The 26,941-nt window shown below is 38.8% G+C and carries 17 protein-coding genes and 1 pseudogene; 14 read left to right on the top strand and 4 right to left on the bottom strand.

Going from position 1 to position 26,941, the window contains the following annotated elements:
• Nucleotides 1-36: 36 nt before the first annotated feature.
• Together QEZ38_RS02380 and QEZ38_RS02375 are read right to left on the bottom strand one after the other, a co-directional pair.
• Nucleotides 37-1,119, bottom strand: a complete 1,083-nt coding sequence (locus QEZ38_RS02380) for a DEAD/DEAH box helicase (RefSeq protein ID WP_281334908.1) — start codon at nucleotides 1,117-1,119, stop codon at nucleotides 37-39.
• On the bottom strand, nucleotides 1,116-2,093 hold the full coding sequence (locus tag QEZ38_RS02375; protein ID WP_281334907.1) for a Gfo/Idh/MocA family protein: 978 nt from the start codon (nucleotides 2,091-2,093) through the stop codon (nucleotides 1,116-1,118). The genes QEZ38_RS02380 and QEZ38_RS02375 overlap by 4 nt, the downstream gene beginning before the upstream one ends.
• Before the next feature lie 145 nt (nucleotides 2,094-2,238).
• Here QEZ38_RS02375 and QEZ38_RS02370 point away from each other — a divergent pair, with 145 nt between their 5' ends.
• The 6 genes from QEZ38_RS02370 to QEZ38_RS02345 all read left to right on the top strand — a co-directional run bounded on the left by QEZ38_RS02370 (nucleotide 2,239) and on the right by QEZ38_RS02345 (nucleotide 16,041).
• Nucleotides 2,239-2,925 (top strand): YoaK family protein, encoded by a 687-nt coding sequence (locus tag QEZ38_RS02370; RefSeq protein ID WP_153224971.1) that lies wholly within the window; start codon nucleotides 2,239-2,241, stop codon nucleotides 2,923-2,925.
• A 279-nt stretch (nucleotides 2,926-3,204) separates the two neighbouring features.
• The gene (gene rplU / locus QEZ38_RS02365) at nucleotides 3,205-3,519 is read left to right on the top strand and encodes a 50S ribosomal protein L21 (RefSeq protein WP_000109137.1); all 315 of its coding nucleotides are present in this window, start codon (nucleotides 3,205-3,207) and stop codon (nucleotides 3,517-3,519) included.
• A 15-nt stretch (nucleotides 3,520-3,534) separates the two neighbouring features.
• Nucleotides 3,535-3,879, top strand: a complete 345-nt coding sequence (locus QEZ38_RS02360; protein ID WP_075229048.1) for a ribosomal-processing cysteine protease Prp — start codon at nucleotides 3,535-3,537, stop codon at nucleotides 3,877-3,879.
• A 16-nt stretch (nucleotides 3,880-3,895) separates the two neighbouring features.
• Nucleotides 3,896-4,189 (top strand): 50S ribosomal protein L27, encoded by a 294-nt coding sequence (gene rpmA / locus QEZ38_RS02355; protein ID WP_075229047.1) that lies wholly within the window; start codon nucleotides 3,896-3,898, stop codon nucleotides 4,187-4,189.
• Between the two features lie 306 nt (nucleotides 4,190-4,495).
• Nucleotides 4,496-10,150, top strand: a complete 5,655-nt coding sequence (locus QEZ38_RS02350; protein WP_281334906.1) for a ZmpA/ZmpB/ZmpC family metallo-endopeptidase — start codon at nucleotides 4,496-4,498, stop codon at nucleotides 10,148-10,150.
• Between the two features lie 41 nt (nucleotides 10,151-10,191).
• Nucleotides 10,192-16,041 (top strand): SIALI-17 repeat-containing surface protein, encoded by a 5,850-nt coding sequence (locus QEZ38_RS02345; protein ID WP_281334905.1) that lies wholly within the window; start codon nucleotides 10,192-10,194, stop codon nucleotides 16,039-16,041.
• Between the two features lie 50 nt (nucleotides 16,042-16,091).
• Here the strand turns inward: QEZ38_RS02345 and QEZ38_RS02340 are convergent.
• Nucleotides 16,092-16,832 (bottom strand): annotated as a pseudogene (locus tag QEZ38_RS02340) (transposase); the annotation flags it as partial.
• 181 nt (nucleotides 16,833-17,013) lie between these two features.
• Here QEZ38_RS02340 and QEZ38_RS02335 point away from each other — a divergent pair.
• The 6 genes from QEZ38_RS02335 to sdbB all read left to right on the top strand — a co-directional run bounded on the left by QEZ38_RS02335 (nucleotide 17,014) and on the right by sdbB (nucleotide 22,397).
• On the top strand, nucleotides 17,014-18,273 hold the full coding sequence (locus QEZ38_RS02335; protein WP_153224968.1) for a UDP-N-acetylglucosamine 1-carboxyvinyltransferase: 1,260 nt from the start codon (nucleotides 17,014-17,016) through the stop codon (nucleotides 18,271-18,273).
• 16 nt (nucleotides 18,274-18,289) lie between these two features.
• Nucleotides 18,290-18,841, top strand: a complete 552-nt coding sequence (locus tag QEZ38_RS02330; protein ID WP_153224967.1) for a GNAT family N-acetyltransferase — start codon at nucleotides 18,290-18,292, stop codon at nucleotides 18,839-18,841.
• Nucleotides 18,834-20,111 (top strand): CBS-HotDog domain-containing transcription factor SpxR, encoded by a 1,278-nt coding sequence (gene spxR / locus QEZ38_RS02325; RefSeq protein WP_000033785.1) that lies wholly within the window; start codon nucleotides 18,834-18,836, stop codon nucleotides 20,109-20,111. The genes QEZ38_RS02330 and spxR overlap by 8 nt, the downstream gene beginning before the upstream one ends.
• A gap of 14 nt (nucleotides 20,112-20,125) precedes the next feature.
• Nucleotides 20,126-20,986 carry a methionyl aminopeptidase gene (locus QEZ38_RS02320; RefSeq protein ID WP_248034388.1) on the top strand — a complete coding sequence of 287 codons (861 nt, stop codon included), beginning with the start codon at nucleotides 20,126-20,128 and terminating at the stop codon, nucleotides 20,984-20,986.
• Between the two features lie 127 nt (nucleotides 20,987-21,113).
• Entirely contained in the window at nucleotides 21,114-21,821 is a 708-nt protein-coding gene (ccdA2, locus tag QEZ38_RS02315; protein ID WP_281334904.1) for a thiol-disulfide oxidoreductase-associated membrane protein CcdA2, read from the top strand.
• Nucleotides 21,822-21,833: 12 nt separating this feature from the next.
• Complete coding sequence (gene sdbB / locus QEZ38_RS02310; protein WP_281334903.1) at nucleotides 21,834-22,397, top strand: thiol-disulfide oxidoreductase-associated lipoprotein SdbB; 564 nt, start codon at nucleotides 21,834-21,836, stop codon at nucleotides 22,395-22,397.
• Nucleotides 22,398-22,454: 57 nt separating this feature from the next.
• Here sdbB and QEZ38_RS02305 read toward each other — a convergent pair whose 3' ends face one another.
• On the bottom strand, nucleotides 22,455-23,441 hold the full coding sequence (locus QEZ38_RS02305) for an L-lactate dehydrogenase (RefSeq protein WP_000176425.1): 987 nt from the start codon (nucleotides 23,439-23,441) through the stop codon (nucleotides 22,455-22,457).
• Between the two features lie 193 nt (nucleotides 23,442-23,634).
• On the opposite strand from QEZ38_RS02305, the gene gyrA reads away from it, so the two are divergent.
• On the top strand, nucleotides 23,635-26,103 hold the full coding sequence (gene gyrA, locus QEZ38_RS02300) for a DNA gyrase subunit A (protein ID WP_281334902.1): 2,469 nt from the start codon (nucleotides 23,635-23,637) through the stop codon (nucleotides 26,101-26,103).
• Complete coding sequence (locus tag QEZ38_RS02295) at nucleotides 26,103-26,846, top strand: class A sortase (protein ID WP_153225724.1); 744 nt, start codon at nucleotides 26,103-26,105, stop codon at nucleotides 26,844-26,846. Before gyrA ends, QEZ38_RS02295 begins: the two co-directional genes overlap by 1 nt.
• Nucleotides 26,847-26,941: the final 95 nt, after the last annotated feature.

Raw genomic sequence — 26,941 nt, 5'->3', positions numbered from 1 at the left:
TAATAAAAAATGAGGTTGGGATTTTTATCCCAGCCTCTATTTGATATACAGTTCTTGATTTTTCAAGACGATTTCACGTACACTTGCAAATTTCTTCAGCTTTTTGATGTCTTCGGGATGTGTTACAAGCGTGATTACATAGCCCTCTTTGCCCATACGTCCAGTACGGCCAGCGCGGTGAGTGTAGGTTTCCATATCTCTAGGAACGTCAAAGTTAACCACGCATTCCAAGCTATCAATGTCGATACCACGAGCTAGAAGGTCTGTTGCAAGAAGCAGTGTTAGTTGCTTGTCTTTGAATTTTTCTAAGATAACTTTTCTGAACTTAACATTGACATCGCTAGCTAGTGAAACAGCTAAAACATCACGATATTGCAATTTTTCCTCAGCGCTTCCGAGGTCTGACAAACTATTAAAGAAGACGAGTCCGCGAAAGTCCGCGACATATGCTAGTTTACGAAGCATATCTACTCTGTGTCGTTGGTCTACTTGCATGTAGAAGTGTTGGATGTTGTCTAGCTTTTGATCTGAAAGGTCAATGGTGCGCGTGTTGGGCGCAATCTTATCTTGGTCAAACTTGGTAGTGGCACTCATATAGATGAGTTGGTGGTCACGAGGTGCGTAGTGAGTGATTTTCTCAACAAAGTGAATTTGAGAATCATCTAGCAACTGATCGAACTCATCAAGAATGATCGTTTCCACATTCATCATCTTGATTTTTTTCAATTTGATCAGTTCAAAGATACGCCCAGGAGTTCCAATAAGGATTTCTGGGCCTTTTTTAAGTCGTTCGATTTGACGTTTCTGACTCGAACCAGAAAGGAATAGTTGAGCAGTCAAGCCAATTGCTTCACCCCAGGTTTTAGTTACCTCAAAAATCTGACCAGCCAGTTCAGTATTTGGTGCTAAAATCAATAGTTGCTGCGCTTTTTTCTTTTGGAGACGGAGAAGACTTGGTAGGAGATAAGCTAAAGTCTTACCTGTACCAGTTGGACTGACTCCAAGGAGGGTTTGACCGTCTAAAATCGGATCAAAAAGCTGAGTTTGGATGGGTGTGAATTCTTGGAAACCAAGTTGGTCAAGGAGTTCTAGCCATTCAGTTGGTAGTTTGGTTTTCATTTTTCTGCCTCAAATCTAATGCCAGCAGTCTGGCGCATGGTGTAAAGTAGCTTATGGACGTCGGTTGCATCATCCAGCCAATCTTGGTAGAGTTTTTGGTTTGGCTGTTTGATCATGTTAGCAAAAGCAGCGACCTCCTCAGTCATGGTATGAGGTGCCTGCTGAATTGGTAGATGTGTTTCATTACCTTGATGATCTGTAAAAATAGCTGAGCGAACATGTTCAATAGTGTTGAGTGTCAAGGTTCCATCTGTTGTATATATTTCACAAGGCAGATTAGAAGTAATGTTTTTACCAGCCTTGATGTGAACTTGATATTCAGGATAAGATAAGATACCATCTCCATTTAAATCAATGGTGTTGTAAAGTTGCTGAGCTTGATAGGTCGCATCAAGTGCCTTTCCAAACAAGCGAACCGCAGCATAGATCGGATAAATTCCCAAGTCCATGAGAGCCCCACCAGCAAAACGGTCTGAAAATACATTCGGAGTGTTTCCAGAAAGAAGGTCAGACATCTTAGAAGAATACTTGGCATAGTTAAAATCTGCACCTAAAACTTGCTTATCTGCTAAAAAGTTTTTAATAACGGTGAAGGCTTCCTCATGATAGTTTCTTGCTGCTTCAAAGATGAAACGGTGATTCTCCTGAGTTATTTCAACTAAATCCTGCCATTCTTGGGGTTGAGTCACCGCTGGTTTTTCAAGGATAACATGTTTGCCAGCAGATAAAGCGGCCTTGGCTTGAGTAAAGTGCAGAGAATTTGGACTTGCGATATAGACAACATCAAATTCAGATTGGAAGAAATCCTCTAAATTATCAAATAGACTAACATCTGTATAGGAACTAGCAAATTGCTGAGCAGTCGTGAGCTTTCTTGAATAAACAGCCACTAACTGAAATTCCTGACTAGTATGAGCAGCTTCTATAAAGTGGTGACTGATTGCACCAGTACCGATAATACCGAGTTTAAGCATGAAATCTCCTTTTCTACAAGTAATGACTGCTTTCATTATATCACAGATAGACTAAACTAGCCAAAGGGAGACAATTCTTTTATTTGACACTTCGAATTTTCCTCAAAAAATGTTACAATAGATTCAGAAAAAATAGGAGTGTAGTATGAGATTATTACCTATGAGAAAAATTTCTCGTCATTCAAAAAGATTGGCGCTTTTTTTGACTTTTTGTGCGGGTTATGTAGATGCCTATACCTTTATCATACGTGGGAATACTCTAGTTGCAGGTCAAACAGGGAATGTCGTTTTCCTTTCCGTTGGTCTCATTCAGGACAATGTTTCAGATGCCAGCGCCAAGGTAATGACCTTGATTTCTTTCATGGTGGGTGTCTTCCTCTTGACAGTCTATAAAGAAAAGTTGAGGATTGTAAGAAAACCAATTCTATCCCTTATTCCACTAGCAATTTTATCTTTGATTATAGGATTTGTTCCCTTGACGGTTGATAATATATACATAGTACCACCGTTAGCATTTTGTATGGGTCTGGTTACAACAGCATTCGGTGAAGTTTCAGGAATTGCATACAACAATGCTTTTATGACTGGAAATATCAAACGAACCATGTTAGCATTTGGTGAATATGTTCGCACAAAACATACACCTTTTTTAAGAGAAGGTCTCATCTTTGTTAGCTTGCTGTCGAGTTTTGTACTTGGGGTTGTTGTATCAGCTTATCTGAGTATTTTTTATGAAGAAAAAACAATTTTAGGGATTCCAATCATGATGAGTATTTTTTATTTAAGTATGCTTTTTGCATCTTGGAGGAAAAAAATAAGAGAAAAAGTTTAAATTCGATGATAAATACTTGTCAAGAACTAGGAATCATGCTATACTTGAAGAGTTGACTATGCACGATCCTGTGCAACCGCACGAACATCGTTGCTCGTCGTATAACAAATTTAAACTTCGTCATTATCGCCTTGCCTAACATAAGTTATGTCTTCGGCTTAATTCCTAGTTTATTCTTTGTTATACTTAGAGCTCTTCTTTTAAGTGGTTCGTCCCACGATGCTAGGCGAGTCTTCACAAAAATACGGGGAAACCCAAAAAAATCATAGGAGGTGCATAATGAGCACATACGCAATTATCAAAACTGGCGGAAAACAAGTTAAAGTTGAAGTTGGTCAAGCAATCTACGTTGAAAAATTGAACGTTGAAGCTGGTCAAGAAGTTACTTTTAACGAAGTTGTTCTTGTTGGTGGTGAAAACACTGTTGTCGGAACTCCACTTGTTGCTGGAGCTACTGTAGTTGGAACTGTTGAAAAACAAGGAAAACAAAAGAAAGTTGTTACTTACAAGTACAAACCTAAAAAAGGTAGCCACCGTAAACAAGGTCACCGTCAACCATATACTAAAGTTGTCATCAACGCAATCAACGCTTAATTTTAAGGAGAACACATGATACAAGCAGTCTTTGAGAGAGCCGAAGATGGCGAGCTGAGGAGTGCGGAGATTACTGGACACGCCAAAATTGGCGAAAACGGCTTTGACGTCGTGTGTGCATCGGTTTCTACGCTTGCCACTAACTTTGTCAATTCAATTGAGAAATTTGCAGGCTATGAACCAATCTTACAATTAAACGAAGATGAAGATGGTTATCTCATGGTGGAAATTCCTAAAGATATCCCTTCACATCAGAGAGAAATGACTCAGTTATTCTTTGAATCATTTTTCTTAGGAATGGCAAACTTATCGGAGGACTCTTCTGAGTTCGTCCAAACCAGAGTTATCACAGAAAACTAACACGGAGGAAAACATTATGTTAAAAATGACTCTTACTAACATGCAACTTTTCGCCCACAAAAAAGGTGGAGGTTCTACATCAAACGGACGTGATTCACAAGCGAAACGTCTTGGAGCTAAAGCAGCTGACGGACAAACTGTAACAGGTGGATCTATCCTTTACCGTCAACGTGGTACACACATCTATCCAGGTGTAAACGTTGGACGTGGTGGAGACGATACTTTGTTCGCTAAAGTTGAAGGCGTAGTACGCTTTGAACGTAAAGGTCGCGATAAAAAACAAGTTTCTGTTTACCCAATCGCAAAATAAAAAGGTCCAGTGAACCTTTTTATCCCGAACCTTAAAATGTAAAGGTGAGGAAGCTAGAAGTAGCATTAAATAAGGCTTTCCGAGTTTTCGGAGAGCCTATTTTTTTATCCAAAAAGAATATAAGAAATTCAAACCCTGCTCCTTCGTATTTTATATATAAAACAAAGTATGAAAGCGCATCTCAATTTTAAGACTTTTTGGTAAATTAAGAGTATAATTGAAGTGTGTTACCTTTTTATAAGATAACAAGCTAATATAATAAATTTTAGCTTGCATATTTTTAAAATTTTATTTCAAGGAGGAATAATGGAAAAGTATTTTGGTGAAAAACAGCAGCGTTTTTCATTTAGAAAATTATCAGTAGGACTTGTCTCTGCAACGATTTCAAGTTTATTTTTTATGTCTGTATTAGCTAGTTCATCTGTAGAGGCTCAAGAGACTAAAGGTGTTCACTATAAATATGTGACAGAGTCAGAGTTATCATCAGAAGAAAAGAAACAGCTTGTCTATGACATTCCGACATACATGGAGAATGATGATGAAACTTATTATCTTGTTTATAAATTAAATTCCCAAAATCAACTGGGAGACTTACCAAATACTGGAAGTAAGAATGATATGCAAACCCTAGTTGCTGGTGCTAGCTTAGCTGCTCTGGGGATTTTAATTTTTGCCGTTTCTAAGAAAAAGGTTAAGAATAAAACAGTATTACATTTAGTATTGGTTGCAGGAATCGGAAACGGTGTCCTAGTATCAGCTCATGCTTTAGAAAATAATCTCTTACTGAATTACAATACTGACTATGAATTGACCACAGGAGAAAAATTACCTCTTCCTAAAGATATTTCAGGTTACACTTATATTGGATATATCAAGGAGGGAAACATAACTTCTGAATCTAAAGTAAGCAATCAAGAGAAATCAGCAGCCACTCCTACAAAACAACAAAAGGTGGATTATAGTGTTACACCGAATTTTGTAGACCATCCATCAACAGTACAAGCTATGCAGGAACAAACATCTGTTTCTTCAACTAAGCCGACAGAAGTTCAAGTAGTTGAAAAACCTCTCTCTGCAGAATTAACCAATCCAAGAAAAGAAGAGAAACAATCTTCAGATTCTCAAGCACAATTAGCCGAACATAAGAATGTACAAGCTGGAACTCTGGGAACCGACAAGGGCGAACCAGCGGTCCAGCCAGAATTACCCGAAGCAGTTGTGACTGATAAAGGCGAACCAGAAGTTCACCCAGAGTTACCAGAAGCAGTAGTAAGTGACAAGGGCGAACCAGCGGTCCAGCCAGAATTACCCGAAGCAGTTGTTACTGATAAAGGAGAACCAGCAGTCCAACCCGCCTTACCCGAAGCAGTTGTGACTGACAAAGGTGAGCCGGAAGTTCAACCTGCGTTACCAGAAGCAGTCGTGACTGATAAGGGTGAGCCTGCAATTCAACCTGAATTACCAGAAGCTGTTGTAAACGCCAAAGGTGAACCGACAGTCCAACCCGCCTTACCAGAAGCTGTTGTAAGCGATAAAGGGGAACCTTCTGTCCAATCCGCCTTACCCGAAGCGGTTGTAACTGATAAAGGAGAACCAGAAGTTCAACCTGAATTGCCAGAAGCAGTTGTAACCGATAAAGGCGAACCTGCAATTCAGCCAGAGTTACCCGAAGCCGTTGTAACTGATAAAGGTGAACCCGCAGTTCAGCCTGCATTACCCGAAGCCGTTGTAAGTGATAAAGGAGAACCAGAAGTTCAACCTGAATTGTCAAAAGCAGTTGTAACCGATAAAGGTGAACCGGAAGTTCAACCTGAATTGCCCGAAGCTGTTGTAAGCGATAAAGGGGAACCTTCTGTCCAATCCGCCTTACCCGAAGCAGTTGTAACTGATAAAGGTGAACCTGAAGTTCAGCCAGAATTACCCGAAGCAGTTGTAACTGACAAAGGCATACCGGAAGTTCAACCCGAATTGCCAGAAGCAGTAGTAAGTGACAAAGGTGAGCCGGAACAGGTAGCCCCACTTCCAGAATACACTGGTGATATTGATCAAGTAAAGCCGGATATTCCGACTGAAAAAATGAAAGAACATGATCCAGAAAAAACACTCGAATTAAGAAATGTTTCTGATGTAGAGCTCTATAGCCAGACTAATGGAATTTATAAACAGCATGTTTCGTTGGATGGTGTTCCAAAGAATACGGATAATTACTTTGTCAAGGTAAAATCTTCGGCATTTAAAGATGTCTATCTACCAGTCGCCTCAATAACTGAAGAGGAAAGAAATGGTCAGCCAGTTTATAAAATTACAGCTAAGGCTGAGAAACTCCAGCAAGAGCAGAACAATAAATATGTCGACCATTTCACCTTCTACCTCGATAAGAAGTCTAAAGAGGAAAATACAAACTTTACTTCCTTTAGTAATCTGGTCAAAGCTATAAACCAAAATCTCTCTGGAACCTATCATTTAGCAGCTAGCCTGAATGCTAACGAAGTGGAGCTTGGTCCTGATGATAAATCCTATATCAAGGGAACCTTTACTGGTCATTTGATTGGAGAAAAAGATGGTAAGAAGTATGCTATCTATAATTTGAAAAAACCTCTGTTTGAAAACTTGAATGGTGCTACAGTAGAAAAACTGAGTCTAAAAAATGTTGCTATTTCAGGGAAAAATGATATTGGTTCACTGGCAAATGAAGCTCAGAATAACACAAAGATTAAACAAGTTCATGTCGATGGTGTTCTGGCTGGAGAACGTGGTATCGGTGGATTGCTTGCTAAGGCAGACCAATCAAGCATCACAGAGAGCAGTTTCAAGGGAAGAATTATCAATACCTATGAAACAACTGCTGCCTACAATATTGGCGGTCTGGTCGGTCATTTAACAGGAAAAAATGCGTCTATTGCTAAATCTAAAGCGACAGTAACCATTTCGTCAAACACCAATAGTTCAGATCAGACTGTTGGTGGGCTAGCAGGTCTTGTAGACCAAGATGCGCATATACAGGATAGCTATGCTGAAGGTGATATCAACAATGTCAAGCACTTTGGTAGAGTTGCGGGTGTGGCTGGATATTTGTGGGATCGAAAGACGAATGAGGAACAGCATGCTGGAAGCTTGACCAATGTACTAAGTGATGTCAATGTAACCAACGGGAATGCTATTACCGGTTACCACTACAATGGAATGAAGGTGAAGGATACATTCAGCAGCAAGGCGAACAGAGTATACAATGTCACCTTGGTTAGGGATGAAGTCATCAGCAAAGAATCCTTTGAAGAAAGAGGAACAATGCTAGATGCTTCTGAAGTGACTAATAAAAAAGCAGAAATCAATCCTCTCACTCCTCCAACAGTGGAGCCCCTTTCAACAAGTGGTAGTAAAGAAAGTGATTTTTCTAAGGTGAAGCATTATCAAGCTAACCGTGCTTTGGTTTATAAGAACATTGAAAAATTGTTACCTTTCTATAACAAGGCGACCATCGTGAAATACGGAAACCTGGTCAAGGAGAACAGTCTCTTATATCAAAAAGAACTCTTGTCTGCAGTTATGATGAAGGATGACCAAGTAATCACAGATATTGTTTCTAACAAACAGACTGCAAATAAACTCTTGCTTCACTATCAGGACCATTCATCTGAGAAGCTCGATCTCAAGTACCGGACTGATTTTGCCAAGCTAGCAGAATATAGTTTAGGGGATACAGGACTCCTATACACTCCAAATCAATTCTTGTATGACCAAGACTCTATCATTAAGCAAGTCTTACCTGACTTACAAAAGGTTGACTATAAGTCGGATACCATCAGAAAGATACTCGGAATTTCTCCAGATGTCAAGCAAACTGAGCTCTATCTGGAAGACCAGTTCGTCAAAACAAAACAAAATTTGGCAAACAGTTTGAAAAAACTCTTGTCAGCAGATGCTGGACTTGCTGGTGACAACCCAGTTACCAGAGGCTATCTTGTAGATAAAATCAAGAACAATAAGGAAGCCTTGCTACTCGGTTTAACTTATTTAGAACGTTGGTATAACTTTAGCTATGGTCAAGTGAATGTCAAAGACCTAGTTATGTATCATCCGGACTTCTTTGGTAAAGGAAATACTTCACCATTAGATACTCTGATTGAGTTAGGTAAATCTGGCTTTAACAATCTTCTTGCTAAAAACAATGTCGATACTTATGCTATCAGTCTTGCCAGCCATCATGGAACGACAGATTTGTTTAGCACGCTAGAAAATTACCGAAAAGTCTTTTTACCAAACACTAGCAATAATGACTGGTTTAAAAAACAGACCAAAGCTTTCATTGTCGAAGAAAAATCCACTATTGCAGAGGTCAAAGCCAAGCAAGAGCAAGCAGGGACTAAGTATTCTATCGGTGTTTATGACAGAATTACTAGTAGTACTTGGAAATACCGCAATATGGTCTTGCCTCTCCTCACCTTGCCAGAAAGATTTGTATTTGTCATCTCAACCTTGTCTAGCCTAGGATTTGGCGCTTACGATCGCTACCGCAACAGCGATTATAAGGCTGGAGATGAACTCAATAAGTTTGTTGAAGATAATGCACGTGAAACAGCCAAACGTCAGCGAGATCACTATGATTATTGGTATCGTATTTTAGATAAAGAAGGACGTGAAAAGCTCTATCGTACAATTTTACTTTATGATGCCTATAAGTTTGGAGATGATACAACATCTGGAAAAGCTACAGTTGAGGCTCAGTTTGATAGTACCAATCCGGCGATGAAGAATTTCTTTGGTCCAGTGGGGAATAAAGTAGTTCACAATCACCATGGTGCTTATGCAACTGGAGATGGCGTTTACTATATGTCCTATCGTATGTTAGATAAGGATGGAGCTATCACCTATACCCATGAGATGACACATGATTCAGATCAGGATATTTACCTTGGTGGCTATGGTCGAAGAAGTGGCTTAGGACCGGAGTTCTTCGCAAAAGGCTTATTGCAAGCTCCTGATCAACCAAGTGATGCAACCATTACCATCAACTCTATCTTGAAACATAAAACATCAGATAGTACAGAAGGCCAGCGATTGCAAGTACTTGATCCAACTACAAGATTTAATGACGCAGCAGATCTTCAGAACTACGTCCACAATATGTTTGATGTCGTTTACATGTTGGAATATCTCGAAGGGCAATCTATTGTGAAACAGCTAGATGCTTATCAGAAAATGACGGCTCTGAGAAAAATCGAGAATAAATACGTGAAAGATCCTGCAGATGGAAATGAGGTTTACGCTACTAACGTTGTACAAAATCTGACAGAAGAAGATGCCAAAAAATTGACTACCTTTGATAGTTTAATTAAAAATAATATCTTGTCAGCTCGTGAATATAAGTCTGGGGAATATGAAAGAAACGGTTACTATACGATTAAACTCTTTGCCCCAATCTATTCGGCTCTGAGCAGTAAGGGAACTCCGGGTGATTTGATGGGACGTAGGATAGCTTATGAACTTCTGGCTGCCAAAGGCTTTAAGGATGGAATGGTACCATATATCTCGAATCAATATGAAAAAGATGCAAAAGCGGCGGGAAGTAAGATTAATTCTTATGGTAAAGAAGTAGGTTTAGTTACAGATGAACTTGTCCTTCAAAAAGTATTTAACGGTCAATATAAAACTTGGGCAGATTTCAAGAAAGCTATGTACCAAGAACGGGTGGATCAGTTTAGAAACTTGAAGCCGGTTACCTTCAACGATCCAACTAAATCTTGGGCAAGTTTTGCCAGAAAGACGATTCATAGTGTAGAAGAACTGCAGCGATTAATGGACGAAGCTGTCCGTAAGGATGCAGATGAGAATCGTTATTCTTGGGACAACTATAATCCAGAATATGATAGTGCAGTTCATAAGTTAAAGAGAGCAGTATTTAAGGCCTATCTAAATCAAACTGATGATTTTAGAAGTTCAATTTTCGAAAATAAAAAATAGTGTTTCCTATTAGGAAATAAAATTAAGGAAGGTGATTACACTTGTCATTATTTAAAAAAGAACGGTTTTCAATCCGAAAAATCTGTGGGATTGTTGGTTCAGTTTTACTCGGAAGTATCTTGGTTGCACCGTCAGTCATTCATGCTTCTACCTATCATTACATTGAAAAAAGCGCTCTTACAAAGGAAGAACAAAGAAAGATTCAAGCAGGAATTCCTACTGATAATGAGGTAACTTATGCTCTTATTTATCAGCAGGAAGCTCTTCCTGCAACAGGTTCATCGACTTCTGTGCTTACAGCTTTAGGACTATTAGCTGTTGGTAGTTTAGTCCTTTTGGTTCATAAAAAGAAAAAAGTTAGTAGTTTGTTCTTAGTTACTACTATCGGACTGATTAGTCTTTCTAGTATGCAAGCTCTCGATATAAGCAATCCTTTGAAAGCTCCAAGTCATGAAGGGGTAGTTCAAATTGCTGGATATCGTTATATTGGATACTTACCGCTTGATGATGATGCAATTTCAGAAATTCAACATAAGGATGAGGGGACAAAAAATGTTCCAGTATCTGAAATTCAAAGTATCCCTAATGAAGCGCCTAAAGCAGAAAAACCAGAACATACAGCACCAGTTGGTGGTAATCTGGTTGAGCCCGAAGTTCATGAAAAACCAGAATATACAGCACCGGTAGGAACAGTTCCTGATGTGGCGCCTAAAGCTGAGAAGCGAGCATACACTGAGCCTGTAGGTATGGCTCCAGACGAAGCACCTAAATCAGAGAAACCAGAGTACACTGCACCAGTAGGCACAGTCCCAGACGATGCTCCTAAGTATGAGAAGCCTGACTATACGCAACCAATAGGTACAAACCTTGTAGAACCGGAAGTTCAACCAGCGTTGCCGGAAGCTATTGTGACTGACAAAGGCGAACCGGAAGTTCAACCAGCGTTACCCGAAGCTGTTGTGACTGACAAAGGCGAACCGGAAGTTCAACCAGCGTTACCCGAAGCTGTTGTAACTGATAAAGGCGAACCGGAAGTTCAACCAGCGTTGCCGGAAGCTATTGCGACTAATAAAGGCGAGCCGGAAGTTCAACCAGCGTTGCCGGAAGCTATTGCGACTAATAAAGGCGAGCCGGAAGTTCAACCAGCGTTACCCGAAGCTGTTGTGACTGACAAAGGCGAACCGGAAGTTCAACCAGCGTTACCCGAAGCTGTTGTAACTGATAAAGGTGAACCGGAAGTTCAACCAGCGTTACCCGAAGCTGTTGTAACTGATAAAGGTGAACCGGAAGTTCAACCAGCATTACCCGAAGCTGTTGTGACTGACAAAGGAGAACCAGAAGTTCATGAAAAACCAGCATACACTGAACCGGTAGGCACAGTTCCAGAAGAAGCACCCAAGTCCGAGAAGTCAGAATACACGGAATCTGTAGGTACAACAGGAGTAGATGAAACAGGAAACTTAATTGATCCGCCGATTATTGAAATCTCAGAGTATACCGATCCACTAGCTACAGTTCCTGACGTTGCTCCAGAGAGAGAAGAGCTTCCTGCTTTACATACTGATATTCGTACAGAGACTATTCCTAAAACTATCACAGAAGAATCTGATTCTAGCAAATTTATAGGTGATGATTCTATTAAACAAGTTGGTGAGGATGGCGAACGTCAAATTGTTACTAGCTATGAAGAGTTACATGGCAAAAAAATCAGTGACCCAGTTGAAACAGTAACTATTTTGAAAGAAATGAAGCCTGAAATTCTTGTAAAAGGTACCAAAGAAAAGCCCAAAGAAAAAACGGCTCCTGTTTTGACTCTGACCACTGTATCTAAGGATGTTTTAGCTAAGTCTGCTACAATTAACTACAATCTAGAAAATCAAGACAATGCTACAATTACACGCATTGTAGCGACTATCAAAGAAGGTGGAAAAATTGTAAAAACGCTTGATTTAAAAACCGATAACTTATCTCAAGTATTAGAGAACTTAGACTATTACAAAGATTATACGATTTCAACCACTATGACTTATGATGTAGGTAAGGGTGCAGAAGTATCGACTTTGGAAGATAAACCTTTACGCTTAGATTTAAAGAAAGTTGAGTTGAAAGATATTGCAAATACCAGTCTCGTACAAGTAAACGAAAGCGGTGTCGAAAGCGATAGTAATCATTTAACCTCTCTTCCAAGTAATGTTAACAACTATTACTTAAAAGTAACCTCCAGAGAAAACAAAGTGACTCGTTTAGCAATTGATAAGATTGAAGAGGTCATTGAGGAAGGTAAGCAGCTTTACAAGATAACGGCAAAAGCACCTGACTTAGTTCAACGTGATAAAGACGGTAAGTTAAGAGACACTTACACTTATTATCTTGAAAAACCGAGGGCTACCGAGGATAAGGTTTATTACAACTTCCATGATTTAGCAAAAGACATGCAAGCAAATCCTACCGGTGAGTTTAAACTTGGTGCAGATTTGAATGCAGTTAACGTTAAGCCAGCAGGTAAAGCTTATGTTATGGCTAAGTTTAGAGGTACTTTATCAAGTGTAGAGAATCATCAGTACACGATTCATAACTTAGAAAGACCTTTGTTTAATGAGGCTGAAGGTGCTACACTCAAAAACTTTAACTTAGGTAATGTAAATATCAATATGCCTTGGGCTGATAAAGTTGCACCTATTGGTAATATGTTTAAGAAGTCTACACTTGAGAATATCAAAGTAGTAGGTTCAGTAACAGGAAATAACGATGTAACCGGTGCTGTTAATAAGTTAGATGAAGCTAATATGCGCAATGTAGCTTTTATTGGCAAGATTAACAGTCTTGGAGATAAAGGCTGGTGGTCTGGTGGACTTGTCAGCGAAAGTTGGATAAGTAACGTTGATAAAGCTTACGTTGATGCTAAGATTAGTGCCAATAAATCTAAATATGGTGGTTTAATTGGTAAACTAGATCATGGTATTGACTCGATGACAGTAGGTAAAAAAGGATTTCTCCGAAATGCTGTAATAAAAGGTACTATGAATTTGATTCAGCATGGCGAAAGTGGAGGTGTAATTCATAACAACTTTAACTGGGGTGTTATTGAAGATGTCGTAACAATGCTTAAAGTAAATAATGGTGAAATTGTCTATGGTTCACCAGCCTTGAATGATAATGACCAATATTTTGGATTAGATAATATCAAACGTGTAAATTATGTAAATGGTGTTGCAAGTGGTTTATCTTCCTACAAGCATTCAAATCGTATTACTGGTATCTCTCAAGCCGAAGCAGACACCAAAATCGCTAATATGGGGATTACTGCGAATACTTTCGCTATTCAAGATCCAGTTGTAAACAAGTTAAATCGTATTGTTGATAGAGATTCTGAATATAAAGCGATTCAGGACTACCAAGAAACAAGAAACCTAGCTTATCGAAACTTGGAAAAACTGCAACCATTTTATAACAAAGAGTGGATTGTAAACCAAGGGAATAAGTTAACAGATGAGTCCAATCTTGTTAAGAAAACGGTTCTGTCTGTAACAGGTATGAAAGCAGGGCAATTTGTCACTGATTTATCGGATATTGATAAGATTATGGTTCACTATGCTGATGGTACAAAAGAAGAGTTAACTGTGACCGCTAAAACGAATTCTAAAGTAGCTCAAGTAAAAGAGTATGATGTAGCAGGTCAAAACATTGTCTATACTCCAAATATGGTTATGAAGAATCGTAGCCAGTTAGCAAGCAATATCAAAGAGAAGTTAGCTAGTGTTACCCTGCTTTCAGATGAAGTTCGTAGCTTGATGGATAAGCGTGAGAAACCTTGGCAAAATACCCCTGAGAAGAAAACTGAGTACATTAAGGGCTTGTATTTAGAAGAAAGCTTCGAAGAAGTCAAAGGAAACTTAGAAAAACTTGTTAGTCAGATTTTAGAAAATGAAGATCATCAGTTAAACGGTGGGGAAGTAGTCGAGCGTGCTTTACTTAAGAAAGTTGAAGATAACAAAGCTAAAATCATGATGGGGCTGGCCTACTTAAATCAATATTATGGTTTTAAATACGATGAGTTATCAATTAAAGATATTATGATGTTTAAACCTGATTTTTATGGTAAGAATGTTAATGTTTTAGATTTCTTAATCAAAATTGGTTCAAGTGAAAGAAATGTTAAAGGAGATAGAACTTTAGAAGCTTATCGTGAAACTATAGGTGGAACAATTGGAATAAATGAATTAAATGGATTCTTACATTACAATATGAAGCTATTCACTAACCATACAGATATAAATGACTGGTTTAAGAAAGCTATTGAAAAGAACGCGTATGTAGTTGAACAACCATCAACGAACCCTGCATTTGCTAACAAAAAATATCGTCTATACGAAGGAATTAATAATGGGCAGCATGGGCGCATGATTTTACCTCTTCTTAATTTGAAAAATGCACATCTATTTATGATTTCAACGTATAATTCAATTTCATTCGGTGCATTTGAAAAATACAACAAAAATACTGAAGAAGAACGTGAAGCCTTTAAAAAAGAGATTAATCTACGTGCCAAAGAGCAAGTTAATTACTTAGATTTTTGGTCACGTCTTGCTACTGATAATGTACGCGATAAACTTCTTAAGAGTCAAAATGTAGTTCCAACTCCTGTATGGGATAATCATAATGCTCCAGGTGGCTGGCCTGACAGATTCGGACATAGAAATGGAAAATCAGACTATACTCCAGTCAGGGAATTCTTTGGTCGTATTGGGAAGTATCATGAGTATAAGTATGGCTATGGAGCCTATGCTTACATCTTTGCTGATCCACAACCTATGGATGCTGTATATTTTGTTATGTCGGATTTAATAAGTGAATACGGCACATCTGCCTTTACACATGAAACTACCCACGTAAATGACCGCATGGCATATTTGGGTGGTCATAGACATCGACAAGGTACAGACCTTGAAGCATTTGCTCAGGGTATGTTACAAACTCCAGCACAACACGGACATCAAGGTGAATACGGTGCACTTGGATTAAATATGGCATTTGAACGTCAAAATGATGGTAACCAATGGTACAACTATAATCCTAACAAGCTGGATTCGCGTGAAACTATAGATAAATACATGAAGAACTACAATGAAGCTATGATGATGCTTGATTATGCTGAAGCTGAAGCTGTTCTTCCTAAGGTTAAAGGTGACAATAGTAAGTGGTTCAAGAAAATTGACCGTGAAATACGTCGACCAATGGATAGAAATAAACTAAGTGGTCCTCACCAATGGGACAAAGTGCGTGACTTGACAGACGCTGAGAAAATAACCAATCTTGAAACCATTGATGATTTGGTAAATAACAATTTTATGACTATTCACGGAAATCCAGGCAATAAAGTCTTCCACCCAGAAGATTTTGGTACGGCTTATGTCAATGTCAATATGATGGCTGGTATTTACGGTGGTAATACAAGCCAAGGAGCACCAGGTTCATTATCATTCAAACATAATGCCTTCCGTATGTGGGGGTACTATGGATATGAACATGGATTCATTGACTATGTTTCAAGCAAACATCAAGGTGCTGCTGATAAAGAAAATAAAGGTCTTTTAGGCGATGATTTCATTATCAAGAAAGTATCTGGAGACAAATTCAAGACACTTGAAGAGTGGAAGAGACATTGGTATCATGATGTGAAAGTCAGAGCTGAAAAAGGATTCACAGAGATTACAATTGATGGACAAACCATCCACAATTATAATGAACTCAAAGCCTTGTTCGACAAAGCGGTCACAGAAGACCTCAAGAAGGCTGGAAACTACTCAAATACTGAAAATTTGAAATCTAAAGTCTTTAAATCCCTTCTAAAAAACACAGATGGTTTCTTAAATCCATTGTTTAAAATATAAAAGGGACAAGTTTTTTGGCTCTTTGTCAACTGTAGTGGGTTGAAGAAAAGCTAATCTCGAGAAAGGACAAATTTCGTCCTTTCTTTTTTGATGTTCAGAGCGATAAAAATGCGTTTTTTGAAGTTTTCAAAGTTCTGACAACCAAAGGCATTGCGTTTAATAAGTTTGATTAGATTATTAGTGGCTTCCAGTTTGGCGTTAGAATAGGGTAGTTGAAGAGCGTTGACAGTTTTCTCTTTGTCCTTTAGAAAGGTTTTAAAGACAGTCTGAAAAAGAGGATGAACCAGCTTTAGATTGTCCTCAATGAGTCCAAAGAATTTCTTCGGCTCCTTATTCTGAAAGTGGAAAAGCAAGAGTTGATAGAGATGATAGTGGTGTTTCAAGTCTTCGGAATAGCTCAAAAGCTTGTTTAGGATTTCCTTATTGGTTAAATGCATACGAAAAGTAGGGCGATAAAAACGTTTATCACTCAGTTTACGACTATCCTGATTGATTCATAATTTGGACACGCACACGACTCATAGCACGGCTTAGATGTTGTACAATGTGAAAGCAATCCAGAACGATTTTAGCGTTTGGGAGTGAAACAGTCTCGTAGACTGTTTCAGCCTGAGCCTAGAAATTCGAAAGCGAAGTTGTCTAGTCAAGTCATAATAAGGGATAAACATATCCATAGTAATGATTTTGACGCGACTTCGGACAGAACTCTCATATTTAAGAAAATGATTTCGGATGATAGATTGTGTTCTACCTTCCAGAACTGTGATGATGTTGAGATTGTCAAAATCTTGAGGGTAATTTCTCAAAGTAATTTCCACTTTCCTGACCAAAGTGGAAATTAGTCTAAAACGGATTTTTATGGTGGAATTAAGTGTGAGACGTTTGTTAATTATTTTATAGGATTGGCTATTAGTAAGAAATATGGTATAATATAGGGTGAGACCTTCTTAATAAATAGTGAAAGAGTATAAAATGAAAAAAATTGTCATTAACGGCGGGAGACCATTGAAAGGTGAAATTACAATCAGTGGTGCTAAAAATAGTGTCGTTGCCTTGATTCCTGCCATTATTTTATCAGATGATGTTGTGATTTTGGATTGTGTTCCAGACATCTCTGATGTAGCTAGTCTTATTGAGATTATGGAGATCATGGGAGCTAGTGTCAAGCGTTATGACGATGTTCTTGAGATTGATCCTCGTGGTGTTCAAAATAAACCAATGCCTTATGGTAAAATTAATAGCTTGCGTGCGTCTTATTATTTCTATGGTAGTCTTTTAGGACGTTTTGGTGAAGCAACTGTAGGTTTGCCTGGAGGGTGTGACCTAGGACCACGTCCGATTGATTTGCATTTAAAAGCATTTGAAGCTATGGGAGCTAAGACAACCTACGAGGGAGATAATATGAATCTCTCAACCCAAGGATCAAGTCTACATGGTGCACATATCTATATGGATACTGTTAGTGTTGGTGCAACAATCAATACGATGCTAGCAGCAGTAAAAGCTAAAGGTCGAACAGTTATTGAAAATGCTGCTCGCGAACCTGAAATCATTGATGTGGCTACATTATTAAACAATATGGGAGCTCACATTCGTGGAGCAGGTACGGATATGATTACAATCGATGGTGTGGATAGCTTGCACGGAACACGTCACCAAGTCATCCCAGACCGTATTGAAGCAGGTACATATATTTCAATGGCAGCTGCAGTAGGTCATGGGATTCGAATTAATAATGTACTTTATGAGCATTTAGAAGGATTTATTGCTAAACTTGAAGAAATGGGTGTTCACATGACTATTTCTGAAGACAGTATTTTCGTCGAAGAGCAAACAAATCTAAAGGCTGTTAATATCAAAACAGCTCCTTATCCAGGTTTCGCAACAGATCTTCAACAGCCTATTACTCCTTTGCTATTAAAAGCAGAAGGTCGTGGCACATTGATTGATACAATCTATGAAAAACGTGTCAATCATGTTTTTGAATTAGCCAAAATGAATGCAGATATTTCAACAACAAACGACCACATCCTTTATAAGGGTGGAAATCCTTTGCAGGGTGCAAAAGTTAAGGCGACAGACCTACGTGCTGGAGCTGCCTTGGTTATTGCTGGCTTGATGGCTGAAGGAAAAACAGAGATTACCAATGTAGAATTCATCCTTCGAGGCTACTCGAATATTATCGAAAAATTGCGTAATCTTGGAGCAGATATTGAGCTAATCGAAGATTAGCACTTTGAGGATTGCAATGAATATCTGGACTAAATTAGCAAAATTTTCTTTCTATGAGACGGAACGTTTATATTTCCGTCCCTTCTTTTTTACAGATGTAGATGATTTTCATCAACTTGCATCAGATCCTGAAAATCTCCAATTTATCTTTCCTGCACAAGCAAGTATTGAAGAAAGTCAGTATGCTCTTGCCAATTATTTTATGAAATCACCTTTGGGGATTTGGGCTATTTGTGATAAAAAAGAGCAACGGATGATTGGAGCTATCAAGTTTGAAAAACTTGATGAAATTAAGAAAGAAGCAGAAATTGGCTATTTTTTAAAGAAAGACTATTGGTCTCAGGGGTATATGACTGAAGCAGTTACCAAATTACGAGATTTATCCATGAACGAGTTTGCCTTGAAGCAACTTTCGATTGTGACACATCTAGAAAATGTTGCTAGTCAGAAAGTAGCAGAAAAATCAAATTTTGTTCTTTATCGTCATTTTAAAGGTAGCGATCGTTATACCCGAAAGATGCGGGATTATCTAGAATTCCGTTATACAAAAGGAAATCTAAATGAGTAAACACCAAGAAATATTAGCCTACTTGGAAGAATTACCAGTTGGGAAGCGTGTCAGTGTTCGTAGTATTTCAAATCGACTAGGAGTAAGTGATGGTACGGCATATCGGGCTATCAAAGAAGCTGAAAATAGGGGACTTGTTGAAACACGTCCTCGAAGTGGAACAGTACGTGTAAAGTCAAAAAAAGTAGCTATTGAGAAATTAACGTTCGCAGAAATTGCAGAAGTTACAGGCTCAGAAGTTTTAGCTGGTCAAGCTGGATTGGATAGAGAATTTAGTAAATTCTCCATTGGGGCGATGACTGAAAAGAATATTCTTTCTTATCTTCATGATGGCGGCTTACTTATCGTAGGAGATCGAACACGTATTCAGTTATTAGCACTTGAAAATGAAAATGCTGTCTTGGTAACAGGTGGATTTGAAGTTCATGAAGATGTTTTAAACCATGCTAATAAAAAAAATATTCCAGTATTGCGCAGTAAGCATGATACATTTACAATTGCGACTATGATCAACAGAGCTTTGTCCAACGTTCAGATTAAGACAGATATTTTAACGGTTGAAAAAATCTATCGTACCAGTCATGAATATGGATTTCTACAGGAAACGGATACTGTCAAAGATTATCTAGACTTGGTTCGTAAGAATAGAACGAGCCGTTTCCCTGTCATCAATCAGCATCAGGTCGTTGTTGGTGTAGTTACTATGCGTGATGCTGGAGATAAATCACCTGGTACAACGATAGATAAGGTCATGACAAGGACAGTCTACATGACTGGTTTAGCGACGAATATCGCTAATGTTAGCCAGAGAATGATTGCTGAAGACTTTGAAATGGTGCCTGTTGTGAGAAGTAATCAAACTTTACTTGGTGTTATTACTAGACGGGATGTCATGGAAAAGATGAGTCGCTCTCAAGTTTCAGCATTACCAACATTTTCAGAACAGGTTGGTCAGAAGTTATCTTACCACCATGATGAAGTTGTCATTACGGTTGAACCATTTATGTTGGAAAAAAATGGAGTCCTTGCAAATGGAGTTCTTTCAGAAATTTTGACCCATATGACGCAGGATCTGGTCGTGAATAGCGGACGTAATCTCATCATTGAACAGATGCTGATTTACTTTTTACAGGCTGTTCAGATCGATGATATCTTGCGGATTCAGGCTAGAATTATTCACCATACGAGAAGGTCAGCCATTATCGACTATGATATTTATATCAATCATCAAATCGTATCAAAAGCAAATGTTACTGTAAAAATTAATTAAAACTAGGAGAAAACATGATTACATTAAAATCAGCTAGAGAAATCGAAGCAATGGATAAGGCTGGCGATTTTCTTGCCAGTATTCACATCGGTTTGCGTGACATCATCAAACCAGGTGTAGATATGTGGGAAGTAGAAGAATATGTGCGTCGTCGTTGTAAAGAAGAAAATTTCCTCCCTCTTCAAATTGGTGTTGATGGGGCAATGATGGATTATCCATACGCAACTTGTTGTTCGCTTAATGACGAAGTAGCCCATGCTTTTCCACGCCACTATATTTTGAAGGAAGGCGATTTGCTGAAGGTAGATATGGTTCTTGGTGGGCCAATCGCTAAGTCTGACCTCAATGTTTCTAAACTAAATTTTAACAACGTTGAGCAGATGAAAAAATATACTCAAAACTTTACGGGCGGCTTGGCAGATTCTTGTTGGGCTTACGCTGTTGGAAAACCATCAGAAGAAATTAAAAACTTGATGGATGTTACCAAAGAAGCTATGTATAAGGGAATTGAGCAGGCTGTTGTAGGAAATCGTATTGGAGATATTGGAGCTGCTATTCAGGAATATGCTGAAAGTCGTGGTTACGGAGTTGTTCGTGATCTTGTAGGACACGGAGTTGGTCCAACTATGCATGAAGAACCAATGGTGCCTAACTATGGTATCGCAGGTCGTGGTCTCCGCCTTCGTGAAGGCATGGTCTTAACCATTGAGCCTATGATCAATACAGGTGATTGGGAAATCGATACAGATATGAAAACAGGCTGGGCACATAAAACTATCGACGGTGGTCTATCATGTCAGTACGAGCATCAGTTTGTTATTACAAAAGATGGGCCTGTAATTTTGACAAGTCAAGGTGAAGAGGGAACTTATTAATCAAAAAAGGAGCTGAGCTCCTTTTTTTGATTCTCTCAAGTTGAAAATAAATTTACGTAGCAGATATCTTACAAACGTTTTCTTTTATAGTAAAATAAAAGATGACTATATGAAAGAAGGTTCTTAATTGGAAAGTATTTTATTTTTTATTTCTGTCTTTATAGCTGGGGTCTTGTCATTCTTTTCTCCCTGTATCTTTCCCTTGTTACCAGTCTACGCAGGTGTTCTGCTAGATGATCAAGAGGAGTCAAAGACATTTCGTTTTTTGGGTAAAGATGTTGCCTGGTCAGGATTGATTCGTACCCTCTGTTTTATTGCGGGTATCTCTCTCATTTTCTTTATTCTTGGATTTGGAGCAGGATTCCTTGGGAATTTACTTTATGCTGACTGGTTCCGTTATGTCATGGGAATCATGATTATTATACTGGGATTGCATCAGATGGAAATTCTTCATCTACAAAAATTAGAGGTACAAAAAACAGTAACATTTAATCAAAAACAGTCTAGCAAATATTTGTCGGCCTTTTTACTGGGTATCAGCTTCAGCTTTGGCTGGACTCCATGTATAGGTCCAGTTTTAAGTTCTGTTTTAGCACTGGCTGCCTCAGGAGGAAATGGAGCTCTTCAGGGGGCCTTATTAACCCTCATTTACACTCTCGGAATGGCACTTCCATTTTTAGTTCTGGCCTTGGCGTCAGGTCTTGTCATGCCTTATTTTAGTAGAATCAAATCCCACATACTTTTATTGAAGAAAATTGGTGGTTTATTGATCGTTCTCATGGGAATTTTATTAATGTTGGGACAGTTAAATGTTTTATCTGGAATATTAGGATAAAAGGAGTTATCTATGAAAAAAATTATCTATTTTGGACTTAGTTTCTTGTCTCTCTTTCTTCTGATTGCTTGTGGCAAGGAAGAGAAAAAATCAAGTCAAGAAAATCCAACGACTAAGACACAGCAGCAAACAACTGTGAAGCAAGTAGCAATTGGAGCAGAAGCACCTGATTTCACCCTTCAATCTATGGATGGAAAAGAAGTGAAATTATCTGATTTTAAAGGTAAAAAAGTTTATCTTAAATTTTGGGCATCTTGGTGTGGACCATGCAAGAAGAGTATGCCAGAATTGATGGAGCTTGCTGCTAAGGAAGATCGTGGTTTCGAAATTTTATCTGTCATTGCGCCAGGGCTTCAAGGTGAAAAAACTGTAGATCAATTTCCAAAGTGGTTTGAAGAACAAGGTTATAAAGATATCCCCGTTTTATATGATACAAAAGGAGCTGTTTTTCAAGCCTATCAAATTCGAAGTATCCCTACAGAGTATCTAATTGATTCACAGGGTAAAATTGCTAAGATTCAATTAGGTGCGATTAGTAACGCAGATGCAGAAGCAGCTTTTGCTCAAATGAAATAAAGTAATGAAATATAAAAATGTCTAGACAAATCGTCTAGACATTTTTTCTAACTTAAATTAGTTTTTTGAAGCTGCTTGGAATTCAGGGTTTTTCCAAGCTTCATCAATAATAGCTTGTAATTCTTTAGCTGAAGCTTGCATTTTTTGAGTTTCAGCATCGTTCAATGGGATGTTAACTGGACGAACGATACCGTGTGCACCAACGATAGCTGGTTGACCGATAAAGACGTTTTCAACTCCGTATTGACCTTCTTGGAATACTGAAAGTGGAAGAACAGCATTTTCATCATCAAGGATAGCTTTTGTAATACGAGCAAGGGCTACTGCGATACCATAGTATGTTGCACCTTTTTTGTTGATGATTGAGTAAGCAGCATCACGAACTGAGATGAAGAGTTCTACAAGGTCAGCTTCATCCAAGTCACGGTTAGCTTGCAACCATTGTTCCAATTTTACACCGGCAACGTTAGCGTGTGACCAAACAGCAAACTCAGAGTCACCGTGTTCACCCATGATGTAGGCGTGAACTGAACGAGCATCAACGCCGATTTTTTCAGCAAGTGCTTGACGGAAACGAGCTGAGTCAAGTGAAGTACCTGAACCGATAACACGTTCTTTAGGGAAACCTGAGAATTTCCAAGTTGAGTAAGTCAAAACGTCAACTGGGTTAGCTGCAACAAGGAAGATACCGTCGAAACCAGAAGCAACAACTTGTTCAACGATTGATTTGTTGATAGCAAGGTTTTTACCAACAAGGTCAAGACGAGTTTCACCTGGTTTTTGTGGAGCACCAGCAGTGATAACTACAAGGTCAGCGTCCGCACAATCTTCATACTTAGCTGCATAAATTTTCTTAGGTGAAGTAAAAGCAAGCGCGTGGCTAAGGTCTTCAGCATCACCAACAGCTTTTTCAAACAATTGAGGAATTTCAATGATACCAAGTTCTTGTGCAATTCCTTGGTTAACAAGAGCAAAAGCGTATGATGATCCTACGGCACCGTCACCGACAAGGATAACTTTTTTGTGTTGTTTAGTTAATGTCATTTGTCTAAACATCTCCTTCATTTTTTAAGGGCTTCCCCTGTTTAGTTTCATTCTATCACTTTTAAATAGCTTTGTCACGGATATAACATCCACTTAGCCATGTAAACGTTTTAGTCGGATTGGAAGACTGAAATCTAGGTCAAACTATGGTATAATATATCTAGTTACTAATAGTGAAATGAGGCATTTGTTAATGCAAGATAAAAATTTAGTGAATGTCAATCTGACAAAGGAGATGAAGACCAGCTTTATCGACTACGCCATGAGTGTTATCGTATCGCGGGCCCTTCCTGATGTTCGAGATGGGTTGAAACCAGTTCATCGCCGCATTCTATACGGTATGAACGAATTGGGTGTGACACCAGATAAACCTCATAAGAAATCTGCCCGTATTACAGGGGATGTCATGGGTAAATACCACCCACACGGTGACTCATCTATCTACGAAGCTATGGTTCGTATGGCGCAATGGTGGAGTTACCGTTACATGCTTGTAGATGGGCATGGGAACTTTGGTTCCATGGATGGTGATGGTGCTGCCGCGCAACGTTATACCGAAGCACGTATGAGTAAGATTGCTCTTGAAATGCTTCGTGACATCAATAAAAATACCGTTGATTTTGTTGATAACTATGATGCCAATGAACGTGAACCTGTTGTTTTACCAGCTCGTTTTCCAAATCTTTTGGTCAATGGAGCTACAGGTATCGCTGTTGGTATGGCGACCAATATTCCACCACATAACTTGGGTGAAACCATTGATGCTGTTAAGTTAGTGATGGATAATCCAGAAGTCACCACCAAGGAATTAATGGAAGTTCTTCCTGGTCCAGATTTTCCAACTGGTGCTCTGGTCATGGGGAAATCAGGTATTCATAAGGCCTACGAAACTGGTAAAGGATCGATTGTGCTTCGTTCTCGTACTGAAATCGAAGAAACTAAGACTGGTCGCGAACGTATCGTTGTAACAGAATTTCCATACATGGTCAACAAGACTAAAGTTCATGAGCATATTGTGCGTTTAGTTCAAGAAAAACGTATCGAAGGAATTACAGCTGTTCGTGATGAATCAAACCGTGAGGGAGTTCGCTTCGTAATTGAGGTGAAGCGTGATGCGTCAGCCAATGTTATTTTGAACAACTTGTTCAAGATGACTCAAATGCAAACTAGTTTTGGATTCAACATGCTAGCTATCCAGAATGGTGTACCTAAGATTCTCTCTCTTCGTCAAATCTTGGATGCTTATATTGAGCACCAAAAAGAAGTGGTGACTCGTCGTACTCAATTTGACAAAGAGAAAGCTGAAGCGCGTGCACACATCTTGGAAGGTTTGTTGATTGCTCTGGACCACATTGACGAAGTAATCCGTATCATCCGTGCCAGTGAAACGGATGCAGAAGCCCAAGTTGAATTGATGAGCAAGTTCAAGTTATCTGAACGTCAAAGTCAAGCAATTCTCGATATGCGTCTTCGTCGTTTGACTGGTTTGGAACGTGATAAGATTCAGTCAGAGTATGATGAGCTTATTGCTTTGATTGCTGACTTGGCAGACATTCTTGCAAAACCAGAACGCGTAGCGCAAATCATCAAGGAAGAATTGGATGAGGTCAAACGTAAGTTTGGCGATCCACGTCGTACTGAGTTGATGGTTGGTGAAGTCTTGACTCTTGAAGATGAAGACTTGATTGAAGAGTCTGATGTTCTCATCACTCTATCAAATAAAGGTTACATCAAACGTTTGGACCAAGACGAATTTACAGCTCAAAAACGTGGTGGACGTGGCGTTCAAGGAACTGGAGTTAAGGACGATGACTTTGTGCGTGAATTGGTTTCAACCAGCACTCACGATCATTTGCTATTCTTCACCAATAAAGGACGTGTTTATCGTCTTAAGGGATATGAAATTCCAGAATACGGTCGTACAGCCAAAGGGTTGCCAGTTGTCAATCTTTTGAAACTGGATGAAGGTGAAAGCATTCAAACCATTATCAATGTTGAATCAGAACGTAGTGATGATGCTTATCTCTTCTTTACAACTCGCGCAGGTATTGTCAAAAGAACCAGTGTCAAAGAATTTGCCAACATTCGTCAAAATGGTCTCAAAGCCTTAAATCTGAAAGATGAGGATGAGTTGATTAATGTCTTACTAACTGAAAAAGACACAGATATCATCATCGGAACCAGATTAGGCTATGCAGTTCGTTTCAGTCAGTCTTCGGTTCGTAGTATGAGTCGTATCGCCACTGGTGTTAAAGGGGTAAACCTTCGTGAAGGTGATGCTGTAGTTGGAGCAAGGGTGATTACTGACCAAGATGAAGTCCTTATCATTACTGAGAAAGGATACGGTAAGCGCACAGTTGCGACTGAATATCCAACAAAAGGGCGTGCCGGTAAGGGAATGAAAACAGCCAATGTTACTGAAAAAAATGGTCCTCTGGCTGGTCTCTTAACAGTAAAAGGGGATGAAGATCTGATGATTATCACTGACACAGGTGTCATGATTCGAACCAATGTTGCCAATATTTCACAAACGGGACGTTCAACTATGGGAGTAAAAGTGATGCGTCTAGATCAAGATGCTAAGATTGTGACTTTTACAAGTGTTGCAGCAGCAGAAAAAGAAGAAGTTGGGGCAGAACAGGAAACAGAAAGTGAAGCATAATGTCTAAAAAAATCAATAAAAAGAAAAATAAACGAAAAAATCTGTTGATCAATATATTGGCAGGATTTCTGATACTGCTATCAATCGCTTTGATTTTTAACGCTAAAATCCGTGATATTTTTATGGTTTGGAATACTAATAAGTACCAAGTAAGTCAGGTATCAAAAGAAAAATTAGAAGAAAATCAGGATACAGAAGGAAATTTTGATTTCGATTCAGTGAAGGCTATCTCATCTGAAGCGGTTTTATCTTCGCAGTGGGATGCCCAACAACTTCCTGTTATTGGTGGAATTGCCATTCCTGAAGTAGAGATTAACCTACCTATCTTTAAAGGTTTAGATAATGTGAACTTGTTCTATGGGGCAGGAACCATGAAACCAAATCAAAAAATGGGAGAGGGAAATTATTCTCTCGCTAGTCACCATATTTTTACAGCTGAAAATGCCAGTCAGATGCTCTTTTCACCTTTGGTCAATGCCAAAGAAGGGATGAAAATTTATTTGACTGATAAGGAAAAGGTTTATACCTATGTCATTCGTGAAGTCAAACACGTTACACCTGACCGCGTTGATGAAATAGAAGACCGTGAGGGAATCAAAGAAATTACCTTGGTAACCTGTGTAGACTACAATGCCACAGAACGGATTATCGTGAAGGGAGATTTCAAAGAAGTGAAACCTTATGCAGAAACTCCATCAGATATCTTAGAAGCCTTTAATAAGCCTTATAAGCAAAGATATTAAGAGATAAGATTAATAAAAAAGGTTTGCTAGTATTAGCGAACCTTTTTCTTGTCAATTTCAGAAAATAGATAGGAAAAAGACTTTTCAATTTTGGT

Source organism: Streptococcus taonis, assembly GCF_029948085.1.
Lineage (GTDB): Bacteria > Bacillota > Bacilli > Lactobacillales > Streptococcaceae > Streptococcus > Streptococcus taonis.
The sequence above is the reverse complement of the archived record's forward strand: the minus strand, read 5'-3'. Positions and strand labels throughout refer to the sequence as shown.